Source organism: Leptospira ilyithenensis (genome assembly GCF_004771005.1).
GTDB lineage: Bacteria > Spirochaetota > Leptospiria > Leptospirales > Leptospiraceae > Leptospira_A > Leptospira_A ilyithenensis.
On record NZ_RQHV01000050.1, the window covers coordinates 58,004 to 69,909 of the forward strand.

An 11,906-nucleotide genomic window follows, 5' to 3' on the forward strand; every position below is an offset into this window, starting at 1 on the left:
CCGATGAGTCACTGTTTCAATTATCGGATCGCCTCCTGTCTGGAATGAAGCAAATGATAGATTCCATTTCCTTGCAACAGTTCCGTATGTGCGCCGCTTTCCTCGATTTTGCCGGCTTCCACAACGAAGATTTTATCATAATTGCGGATCGTATCCAATCTGTGGGCGACCACAATGATGGTTTTGTCTTTAAACACCCTGTGTAGATTGTTTAGAATTTTTTCTTCGGTTTCCCGATCCATTGCCGAAGTGGGTTCATCCAAAACGAGCAAAGACGGTTTCTGTAAAAAAATCCTAGCCAGTGCCAACCTCTGTTTCTGCCCCCCCGAAAGGATCATCCCCTTCTCGGATAATTCCGTATCATACCCAAGAGGAAGTTTGCTTATATCCTCATGAATGAGGGCGAGTTTTGCCGCTTCCACTACTTCCGAGAGAGTCCCCTCGGGTCTTCCCAAACTGATATTCTCCCGGATGGTTCCCGTTAGAACCGGGTTTTCCTGAAATAAGACTCCCATCTTGGAACGATACGAAGGGGTCCAGATCTCGGATAATAAAACACCATCCAAAAGTATTTCACCTTGCGAAGGTTCATAAAAACCTAAAAGCAATTTGAGAATCGTGGATTTGCCGCTCCCACTTCTACCAACAAACGCGTATTTGCTGCCTGCATTCAAAACGAAATCTGCACCGTTCAAGCCGAACCCCGACTTGGAAGATCTATAATTATAGTAAACGTTCTTAAATTCGACTAATCCTTGTATATCGGGAATTTCAATCCTACTGATCCGCATATCCGGAGAATATTCAGATTCCAGTCCGTCCCATTCCTTCAGACGGCGCCAGGAAAGATTTGCTTTTTGGTAACGGTAACCGTCTTCCGCGAGAGTCATCATGGGAGAGCGTACATAAGAGATAAGACCTAAAACGGCAAACAAAGTGCCCAATGTAATTTGATCCGAGAAAATCTGGTAAGTACCGAACAACAATACGCAAATATTTGTTAATAATCGAAAGGATTCCGAACTGGTTTCCAAAATGCTGTGATAGAACATCCGATTGCTTTCCGAGTTAAGTTGTGCGGTGAGTTTCTTTTCAAAATCCCATCTTTGTACCGAGACTGCTCCCAAGTTTTTGACGGTTTCGTTTCCGTTAATGGTTTCTATAAAATAGCTGAGAGTTTCGGAGCTTCTCAAAGATTCCCTTTTCGTTTCCCTTGCAATGATAGGATGCAATTTATAAACCAGGATCATCTCAGGTATCAGAAAAAAGAGAATGGTTCCGAGTAGAATAGGAGATAAAAAGAAAAACAACATGAATACGATCACCCCGAAGATCCAATCCAAAACCTTAATGGAACTTTGCTCCGAAAAATAACGGGTGATCCCTTCGATCTCCTCCCATCTTTGCAGGATCTCTCCTTTTTTGTGTTTCTCAAAAAAAGACAAAGGAAGAGATAATAATTTTTCCAAAAATCGAATAACGATTGTTTGATTTACTTTGCTCGTGGAATAAAACAAAACATTTGTTCTTAAATATGATAAATAAATTTGGGAAAGACTTAGCAAGGTAACAGCAGTGAGGACAGGTATAAAGTATTCCCTACTCTCCTGTAATAAAACGCTATCGATTAAATAGAGATTCACCAAAGGCAGACAAATCTCAAGAGACTTGATTAAAAAACTGGCAAGGATTCCTGAAAATAAAAAAGAAAAAGTAGATCTGAAATAAACAGCTAATCCGGGAAAAGTCGGGAAAGAATCGAAAAAATTCAGCTTGGGTTTTGTTTTGGGAATAAAAACGACTGCAAGCCTTCCCGCTTTCGCTTCCCATTCCTTTTTGGAAACTTCTTTGATTCCAAAGCGGGGATCGGCGATCTTCACTCCATAAGAAGAAAAAGAAACCACAACCACATACTGATTTCCCTCCCAGCGAACAATCCAAACACGATTTTTTAAATCCCTTTCAAATCTCCTTCTATTTACCACATAACAAGAACCACCTGCTCTTTCAAAACTTTCCTTCCAGGATGCGGTTGTGACTTCACCGTCCGGATTTGGAAAGTTGGAATCCAAAAGAAGATCTACATTTCGAAAACCCCAAAAAGACAAAATCATCTTTCTGCAGGCATTTGCAGTCTCATCCGATGATTCTTCCAAAATAAAGGGAAATGAACGGAACCAGAATCTTTTCGGAGAAAAAGACGGAGAAGGCAAAAAAGTAAGTGAGTCCTCTTCTTCCTGAAAATCTTCTTCGGAACTTTCCTTCAAATCAGAACTTGTTTGATTCCATTTTCTTTCCGCAACAACACTTCTTAAAGTAGTATAAAGACTTTCCGACTTTTTAAAAAAGGTTTCCGCATCCTTTGCAAGCAATTCATAAAAAATACTATCTTCACTCGCGGTGACTGTTGCATTCCTTACTTTTTTCTCAATAACTCCCATCTCACCGAGAACCGAACCTGCCTCCACAAACGAAGAGTAATCATCACTCCAACTGGATTTTGTTATACGAAACTTGCCTGACTGTATAAAAAACAAAGAAGAAGACTTGCTTCCTTCCCGAATCAGTATTTTTCCTTTACTGATTTCCCTTTTGATCAAAAGTCCGGACAACTCGATAATTTCATGTTTGGAAAGTTTTCGAAAATAAGGATGGATGCGAAGCTCGTCTCTCAGTCGGATTTCCTGAACAAACCGATTCCAAATTTCCTTTCGTTTGGGATTCGATTGGAAAAAATGAAGGAAAGATTCCTGAGATAGTACCAGTAGTTTTGAATTTTCCTCTGCAAGATAGGAGTTTTTATTTAATACATTTAATCCAAGTTCTGCGATCCCGTAAATTTGCCCTTCGCTGATCGTTTTGACTAATAAATCGTTTCCACCTATCGTCAAACGAATCTGAAGACTACCTGTTTCCACATAAACCAGATTCGTTTTGTTTTCTTCATCTCCCTTGAGTGGCTCCGATTCGGAGAGAGACGTAATCTCCCAAAGTTTAAAAAACGCCCTTTGTTCCGAATCGGATAAAAGTCGGATCGGATCTTCATTGGAGAGAGAAAAAGGCAAATCGTTTGTAATTTGTTTGGACTTCATTTGTCTTCTTGAAGATTTGATTTTCGAAATAGAACTTGGAAGATTCGTTTTCGACTTGTGATGATATCCGCTTCTACCTTGAGACCCGGAAACAATTTGAAAACTTTATCGTCTTTCTTCAAGTCCTGGTCACTGATGCTAAGTACTACCGAGAAAGTATCTTTTTCTTTTACGTTAGGAACAATCTGTTCGACTTTACCACCTAATACGCCGAAGTCGTTCTGGTGAAATGCATGTATCTTGATCACCGCATCCATTCCCGCCTGGATCAGACCGATATCTTTATTTCGGATCTCTACAAATGCTTCCAAAGGTTGACCTTCTTCAATCAGCTCAGCAATCGTTTCGCCTCTTGTTACATTTTGTCCGATATTATTGACAAGTAAAGCTCCTACAAATCCCGAAAAAGGCATTCTAAGCACAGCGTTATCCACTCTCTCCTTTTTAAGACGAGTATCTCCCCTGAGACTTGAAATCGTATTTTGTTCTTTCTGAATTTCGTCTTTTAAGTTTCCGAATTCTTCGTTGAACTCCAATAGACTTTGATCATATAAAAATTTGGCGCCGATTCCGTTTTTGAAATCCATAAATGCTTTTTTGAGAGAAACGAATTTACTCAAAACAGCGCCGGATAATTCCGAACCGGGATTTGATTCCAAATTGAATTCCAGATTTTTTAAAATCTTTTCGGCTTCTTTTCGGTTACGAATCAGCTTTTGTAAACGTTTCTCTTCATAACCTAACGTATTAGAATCTTTGGAAAGCTCAATCTGCTGCTCCGAAAATTCCAATTCCAGAATGGGATCTCCTTTCTTTAAAAAATCTCCGGGCTTCGCATATATGGACGTGACAGTTCCCGTTTCCAATGCTTCCGAAACAAAATAATTTCCCTTTGGTCGAAGGATTCCCTGGGAAGGAATGATCACATCCACTTTTGCAACAAAGAGAAAAATTAAAAAAACAAAAAAGAAACCAAATAGTAGTAAGATGCCCTTTCTATCCCAATCGGGGGCGGGATGTTTTAATAATTCATCATAATAAGACGAAGAATGGGTTTGTTCCCAATTGGAATCCGTTTCTTTTAAATTCTTAAATCGTTTCAAATTCATTGTGTGAGTCCTCACTGGAAGGAAATAAGTGATAATAAAAACCTTTTGCAGAAATCAATTCCGAATGAGTTCCCATCTCTACAATCTTTCCCTGATCCATAACGATAATCCGATCGGCACCCACGGTAGAGTGAAGCCTATGCGATATCTGAACAACTGTTCGGTCCCGAAACATATTTTCCCATTGGTTTTGGACATAGGCTTCCGATTCCGCATCGAGAGCGGAAGTAGGCTCGTCTAAAAACAGAATGCTCGGGTTTGTAACAAGTGCGCGTGCAATTGCAATCCTTTGTTTTTGTCCACCGGACAATCCGATACCGCCTTCCCCTAGTTTGGTGTCATAACCGAAAGGAAGCCTTTCGACAAAACTATCTACTGCGGCAAGTTTTGCTCCTGCGTACATTGCTTCTTTGGAAAGAGATGGATTTTTTTTGCATAAATTTTCCGCGATTGTCCCGGAAAATAAAACAGGTTGTTGTTCCACCGCACCAAACTGGATTCTTACTTCCTCAGGATCAAGTGTGGACAAATCGAAAGAATCTACGAATACCTTTCCTTCCGTAGGAGCCAAAGTTCCCATCATCAATCGGAGCAATGTGGATTTGCCGCATCCGCTTCTTCCAACGATCGCCACTTTTTCACCCGCCTGAATTTCCAAGTTTATATTTTTAACTATATTTTTAGTCTCTTTCGAATATCTAAAACTAACATTCTCTAGCCGAACCTTGCCTTGAAGTCTGGGCAATTCTCCAAAGGGCCTTTGGCTTGCAGATTCTCCCGGCATGGAATAAATATCCATCACCCTTCTTCTGGCAGAACGAAGTTCCAACATATCTTCATACAATCTGCAAATCCTTAAAATCGGTTCTACCAAAAGCCCGAACAAAACCTGAAACCCCAGAAAAGTACCAAGAGTGATCTTATCTTCCAAGACGGAATTGATTCCGATCGCAATCACAGCAAGCATTCCCACCTGCTCGAAAAACTTTCCGGAAAACTGAAGCAAACTTGTTCGTTTAGCCACATTAAGCTCGGTTAGTATCGTCCTTGAAATTTCGTTCATTCCTCTTTGTAAAAACATTGTCTCTTGCGAAGATGCTTTGATGATAGAGATTCCGTTGATGATGGATAATAAAAAGGATACCGTTTTCTTTTTGGATTCGAAAGTATGTTCCGACAACTGACGGATACGTCCTGAGACTCTAACAACTAACAAGGCATAGACAACCAGGAAAGAAAGTCCGTATATGGTAAGACTGAATTCATTAATAAGCAAAACCAATAAAAACACGGGAAGAACGATCAAATCAAGCAGCACCGAAACTCCCGAACGCGATATTATTTCCAATATCCTTTGGTTTTCCTTAAGTCTCTGGGTATAATCGCTTGCTTCGAATCTACGGAATTCAGGCAGAGAAAGTCTGAGAATGTGTTGGAAAAACCGAACAAGAAAGGTATATTCCAAACTTTGCATAATACCTATCATCAGTAAATTTCGGAAAAGGGAAAATAAACCTTGGAATACGATGGAAATCCCGACTCCTAAAAATAATGTCAGTAAAAAATTCCGATCGGAAAAAACCAAAACCCGATCGATCACTTCTCTTAAAAAATAAGGAACGGACAAAGCAAGAATCGCCGATATAACAGTTGTTCCGAGAATCCAATTCAACTCGGAACGATGTGGCCGAAACAAAGCTCGCAATTCCCGAACAAAGCTGAATAATCCCGAATCAGCCGTCATAGCGGGAGGAGAAGGCACAAATTGTAAAATGATTCCGTCCCAGGAAGATAAAAATGCTTTCATATCCATTTCTATAATCCCTTTTAAAGGATGGGATATCAATGCAGCATTGGCGGTTAAGTCCCAAGCATACAGCGCACAGGGCAAATTTTCTTCATCGGTAACGAAAACAGGAAAACTAACATTATTTAGCTGGCTAGGTTTGATACGAAGTTCTTTGGTAAGAAATCCCATTTTTTCCAATTCGATGGCAAGTTCGAAAATGCCGGGAATCCTGTTTCTGGAGAGTTCGTTTTTGATTCTGATTTTCCAGTTGGCAGGGAGAGATTTGTCAAAATTTCTAAGTGCAATCTCCGCACAGACAAGACCCACAAGTGTTGGTTTATCTGTTGTTACTTGATCGATTCTGATTCTACGAATTCCCTTTCCCAATTCGTATCTTTTGGATTCGAAAGGTCTAAGAACATTTTCTTCCTTTTCCTTCGACTTATAAGTAGAATATCTAAGCAAGCGGGATTGAACCACTTCTTCCAGTTTGTGACCTTTCTCATCGCCTAATAATTTATGGAGAGATTCACCTGGCACCCGATAGACGACTGTGTCTTCAGCACTGATCGCACTCGCAAGTCTCGGTCCATGACTAAAGATGGCAATCTCTCCGAGTATATCTCCCGCTTTCAGGATGGAGATCAGCTTCTTAGGATTTTCCGTTCGAATATGAATTTTTCCTGATCGGATGATATAGGCAGAATGCCCTTCATCTCCTTCCTGGAATAAAAATTCCCCCGCATCAATCTTTACTGTTTCAATCGTTTTCAAGAAAGTACGAACTTCATCGGGAGACAGTTCCGAAAAAAAACTGAGTTTGCGAACAGAATGAAACTTCTCCTGTTCTTCTTCCCTATGCCTAGCCTTCTCGGCAATATTCGGATGTTTTTTTACCAGATCTAAAAATGTCTTAACAGGCAACAAAAGAAGAACCAATGGTTCCACTGCAAAATGATCCTGTTTTGCGGGTATTCCCGTTAATGTGATCCTTTCGCCAAAGGATTCGCCTTTCTCCAAATAACCGGACTTGTCTTCTTCCGTCTCCTCCGATGAAAGTCCGGAACCGATCCGTCCGTTCAAAACGAAATGAACAAACTTAGGCATTTGACCTGCTCTTAAAATGGTTTGTCCCGTTTTGTAAAAACGGATTTCCAGGTCAGGATATAGATCGTCTAACTCTTGTTCATGTAATTCGGCAAATAGATAATTGTTCTTAAAAACTTGTCTTATATTTTCTGCATGACGGGAAATTTCTGGTTTCACACCTATTTTACCGCAATCAAAAGCATATTGGTAACAGGCCAGGAGACAGGCGTAAGATCGGAAAGCGAATGTATGGAATGAGAGACGGCTTCCCAAATTTCAGATTTGTTCTGATAACGATTTTCTATGATCCAAGGATTGCTATAGGCGCGGGAAGAATTTTGAATTTTAAATCCTATTTCTTCGAGAGAAGTTTTCCATTCGGAAAAAGACCAATAGCAGAAAGACTCGTGCATTTCACTGTCCCAATTGTCCGTATAATCCTTTTTAGAAAGATACTCGCAAGCATCCTTCAAGGAAAGAACCAGGAATGATTTTCCTTCGATGGTTTTCAAAGCATATTTCAATTTATAGTTTTGATCTTTTCTAAAATCCCTTTGAAAATAAAAAAACCTCGCATAAGTGGATAAGGAATCCAGATGTTTTTTCCTTTCTTCTTTGGAAGAAAACACTTTTCCTTCGGCATCGGCGACTCCGTCTTTATCGTCCAACCAAAGATAAACTTCCTTCTCCTTGTCTTCCGGTCCCACAACATCCCGGTTGATCCAAACGCCGCCTAAGGAAAGTTCTTCGTAGCGGTTTTGAATGAAACTTAGGAGGTTTTTCCTTCCGGTATAAGATTCGATCTCATGTGTCAAAGAAGAAGTGTGAATCGTTTTCATAGAGCTCTTCGGAAAAACAAGTCCTGTGACCGCATTTTTTCTTAGGAAAAATACGTTTGTATTGTGAAAGTCACCGTTCTCTTTTCTTTGGTGGCAAATATCGTAAAGTTTGCGGGCAATTTCCACTCCGTAAAAATCACTTTCCACCAAAGCCAATTCTTCCGTAGCAAGCTTAATCCAGGAGCCAACGGCACAACCTATATCGCCGATTCTTCCCGGGCGGATAAAATCCCTTGTCTCGTTAAACTTAAGTTCTGCGATCTCGTCCATTTCTCTGACATAGGAATTGTAATTCCTAGTTTCCGTCAGATCACCGTCATCCCCTACAACCGCATCGGAAAACAACAGTCGAACCTTTTCAACCACTCCGTATTCTTTCCACAAACGTTTGCTAGCCGGATGAACGTAATTGATGTATTCCAGATGTTTGTCGATCGGACGATCATCCGCAACAATCCCTTCGATGATCTGCCATGGTAACTTGGTCAGATATTCTTCTTTTTTACCCGGAATCTTCTCTACAGGTAAAATCCGAAATCCCAAATCCTCATACAACTGGACAACCGGTGTAGAACACAGCACGATCGTATTATCCGAATTCAATCGAAGCAATCCATCCGTTTCGGCTTCGATTTTTTTTATCGTATATTGTCCGAAATGTTCCGAATGGCCTACGTCATCAATGGGTACCACATAAGAAGAGTATCCCAGATCCGAAGAAAAATCCTGGATCATCATCGCCCTCTGGTAAAGAGGCAAAGGATTTCTTCTTGTAGAATTATGATTGGCCGAGGTAACAGCAAATATAACTGCCGTTACCTTTTCTTTGACTTCCAAATCCTTTCCATGTATATCCACTGCTCCCCAAAGCCCTTCTTTGCCCAACATCGAAAGATACTCATGTTGAAACCTGGTAAGTAGATGGTGTCTTCCTGGAAGCAGCAAATACATTATGCTTTCGGATTTTCTAGAACGATTGCGATTCCTTGACCGCCTCCGATACAAAGCGATGCTACTCCGTATTTCACTCCTCTTCTTCGCATTTCAAGTGCTAAAGTAAGAGTCACTCTGTTTCCCGATGCTCCGAGCGGATGTCCGATTGCAATCGCACCTCCGTTCACGTTTGTGATCTTCGGATCCAATCCCAATTCCTTTTGAACTGCAAGGTATTGCGCCGCAAATGCTTCGTTTACTTCCACAAGACCGATATCTTTTAGACTGAGTCCCGCTTTTTGCAAAGCGATGGGAATTGCAACGGCAGGACCGATTCCCATCTTTGCCGGATCACAACCGGCAAGACCCCAACCTTTAACAATTGCTAGTGGCTCTTTGCCTATTTTTTTTGCCTGAGTCAGAGATGTCACAACAATCGCGGATGCGCCGTCATTGATTCCGGAAGCATTTCCGGCAGTGACAGTTCCGTCTTTTTTGAATGCGGGCTTTAAAGCGGAAAGTTTTGCCGCGCCTGCTTTTCCTCTTACAAATTCGTCTTTGTCAAACACAACCGGAGTTTTTCCGCCGATAGTGATTGGCAGGATCTCTTCTTTTAATGCGCCGCTCACTGTGGCAGCTTCCGCTCTCTCTTGGGAAACCGAAGCCCATTCATCCTGTTCTTCGCGGGAAATTTTGTACTGGTCGGATAAATTTTCCGCAGTCATCCCCATAGGAAGTTCCACATAAATATCAGTAAGACCTTGTGCTAACGAATCTTCAAATTCAGTATTTCCATAACGCACTCCGAATCGTGCATTGCGAACCACATAAGGCGCGTTACTCATTGATTCCACACCACCGGCAAGAACTGTATGAGCTTCTCCGAGCAGGATTTTTTTTGCAGCCTGGATCACAGCTTCCATTCCCGAACCGCATAACCTATTCAAGGTGAGAGCAGGTGCGGAAACAGGAACTCCTGATTTTAATCCGATATGTCTTGCTAAATAAATTCCTTCTTTTCCCGTCGGAATTACGTTTCCAAAAATGGATTCTTCGACGGAAGCAGGGTCAATTCCTGCTCTAGAAAAAGCGGCTTTGGAAACTTCCACTCCCAAATCCACTGCGCTAAAATCTTTGAGTGAGCCGCCGAAATTGCCGAATGCGGTTCTAGCCCCGTTTATAATACAAACTTGTTCCATGAAACCAAAAACTTAGAAATTTAGCCTATTGTCAGCTAAGAATTCAAATTTCACTTGAAACTCCAAACTTAACGTTTAGCCTTCCCTGCATGAACGAGGAACCTCTTTTCGGTTTGAGCACAGGCTTTTTATCAAAACAAATGACTGGGCTTGTCTCTACCATTCTTCGAAAAAAATACTCGATCCTTCCGGGCCAGCCAATTCCTTTAAGATTTGAAAATTCTCCCCTTTATCCCGGCCTCGGACTCATAGGTACCAAAGGAAAATCGTCCGTAGAAACCGGTCTTATTGTTGGCTCTATCCGAATGGGATACGGGCACCACAGAATGGCTTTGTCAGTATACTCCCACTCTCTCGCTAAAAAAATTCCCACTTATCTCCACGACTTACTTGCGATCGAATCCAATGAAGCACGGGCGATTTCGGACATAGACAATTCCTATAGTTATCTGAGCAGACTTTCCACCGACTTAGGCGGTGCCGCAGAATGGGCATGGGGTCAATTTTTGAAACAAGGAAATCTCACCTCACTCGAGTTATCCTGTTCTCTCGCAGATTCTTATAAAAACATAATGTCCTCTCTTCCCAAAGACAGTCCTGTCATTTCCACACACCCGCTCAACGGACAGATTGCCGTGGCTTCCGGATTTAAGAAAGTCATCCACCTGATCTGTGATAACCATCCTCAATACTATTTGCTTGTCCCTGGTGCGCTTAATTTAGTACAAAGTCCTTCTTCCTATATGAAATTCCTGGAGATGGGAGTTCCGAAGGAAAATCTTTCCGTTGCAGGACATTGGGTTTCGGAGGACATCGCTAAAAACGCGATCACCGATTCTGAAACACGGATCAAAAGAATTACTTATAAAAGAAAAAGACGGTTTTTGATTCCGATTGGGGGAGCCGGAGCACAAAAAGGGTATATCAAAGAGTTAATCCATTTAACAAAGAGTAGGCTATTGGATAAAAAATGTTATTTTTGGATCAATACCGGGGATCATAATAAAGTACTGAACAGCCTGGAGTCTTATCTGAACTCGGAAAAAATCCCTTATGAATCCGTTTTAAATTGGGAGGACCTGAAAAAATTCATCAACACATCTTCTTTTAAAGAAGAAGAAAAGGACAAACTGGCTTCAATCGTTTTGTTTAATTTTTCCAATCACACGGAAGCGTTTTCAGCTACGGAAAAACTGATCCGACTCGCGGATGTATTGGTAACAAAACCTTCTGAACTTGCATTTTATCCGATTCCCAAGTTATTTATCAGAAGAGTAGGAGACCACGAGGCCGGTTCCGTAGCCCGTTCTTTGGAACTGGGAGAAGGAACCGTGGAATGCAGGGAACCGGAACATGCGGCAGATCTGTTGGGAATCTTTGCTTCTTCGGAAGAGCCGCTTTTGCGGATGAACGAAAGAGTGATCAAAAGTTCGGAAGACGGAATCTATAACGGAAGCAAGGTGGCTGTCGAGATGGCGGAAAAGTTCCTCAAATAAGAGAGGAGCTACTTAAACTTGGCCTGTAATTCTTTTTTGGTTTCTTCCCAAACAGGAGGAACTTGAATGGAAAGCGAAACAGATCCTTCTATATCACCCTCTTTGACTTTTGCCTCCGCTTCCACCACCAACTTGGACATGGCGGCAAGACCGAAATTGGCAGCAACACCTTTGATTTGGTGGAGCTCGGCTTGGAGTTCTTTTGCCTCTTTGGATTGAACCAATTCAGTTAGATTTTGCATTCGAACAGTCATGTTTTCCAATAAGGAAACAATCATGTCCTTAAGCCATGCTTGATCTTCCGGATCATTAATATCAACTAGGGATTCTATTCTGGACCAGTCAACGTTCAATTGGCAC

General features: G+C 41.4%; 7 protein-coding genes. 1 reads left to right on the forward strand and 6 read right to left on the reverse strand.

Translation table 11 applies throughout. The annotated features are described in order from the left end of the window. Window positions 1-20: 20 nt before the first annotated feature. The 5 genes from EHS11_RS11545 to EHS11_RS11565 all read right to left on the reverse strand — a co-directional run bounded on the left by EHS11_RS11545 (window position 21) and on the right by EHS11_RS11565 (window position 10,050). Window positions 21-3,092 carry a peptidase domain-containing ABC transporter gene (locus EHS11_RS11545; protein WP_135764568.1) on the reverse strand — a complete coding sequence of 1,024 codons (3,072 nt, stop codon included), beginning with the start codon at window positions 3,090-3,092 and terminating at the stop codon, window positions 21-23. Next, window positions 3,089-4,201: a beta-barrel domain-containing protein gene (locus EHS11_RS11550; RefSeq protein ID WP_135764569.1), complete on the reverse strand. Its 1,113-nt coding sequence runs from the start codon at window positions 4,199-4,201 to the stop codon at window positions 3,089-3,091. Before EHS11_RS11550 ends, EHS11_RS11545 begins: the two co-directional genes overlap by 4 nt. After that, the gene (locus tag EHS11_RS11555; RefSeq protein WP_135764570.1) at window positions 4,182-7,256 is read right to left on the reverse strand and encodes a peptidase domain-containing ABC transporter; all 3,075 of its coding nucleotides are present in this window, start codon (window positions 7,254-7,256) and stop codon (window positions 4,182-4,184) included. The genes EHS11_RS11550 and EHS11_RS11555 overlap by 20 nt, the downstream gene beginning before the upstream one ends. A gap of 2 nt (window positions 7,257-7,258) precedes the next feature. After that, entirely contained in the window at window positions 7,259-8,806 is a 1,548-nt protein-coding gene (locus EHS11_RS11560) for a class I SAM-dependent methyltransferase (protein ID WP_246047818.1), read from the reverse strand. A 62-nt stretch (window positions 8,807-8,868) separates the two neighbouring features. Further along, on the reverse strand, window positions 8,869-10,050 hold the full coding sequence (locus tag EHS11_RS11565) for an acetyl-CoA C-acetyltransferase (RefSeq protein WP_135764572.1): 1,182 nt from the start codon (window positions 10,048-10,050) through the stop codon (window positions 8,869-8,871). Between the two features lie 89 nt (window positions 10,051-10,139). Here EHS11_RS11565 and EHS11_RS11570 point away from each other — a divergent pair, with 89 nt between their 5' ends. Then, window positions 10,140-11,546 carry a DUF6938 domain-containing protein gene (locus tag EHS11_RS11570; RefSeq protein ID WP_135764573.1) on the forward strand — a complete coding sequence of 469 codons (1,407 nt, stop codon included), beginning with the start codon at window positions 10,140-10,142 and terminating at the stop codon, window positions 11,544-11,546. Between the two features lie 8 nt (window positions 11,547-11,554). On the opposite strand, the gene EHS11_RS11575 is transcribed toward EHS11_RS11570, so the two are convergent. Next, window positions 11,555-11,899 carry an Hpt domain-containing protein gene (locus EHS11_RS11575; protein WP_210413678.1) on the reverse strand — a complete coding sequence of 115 codons (345 nt, stop codon included), beginning with the start codon at window positions 11,897-11,899 and terminating at the stop codon, window positions 11,555-11,557. Window positions 11,900-11,906: the final 7 nt, after the last annotated feature.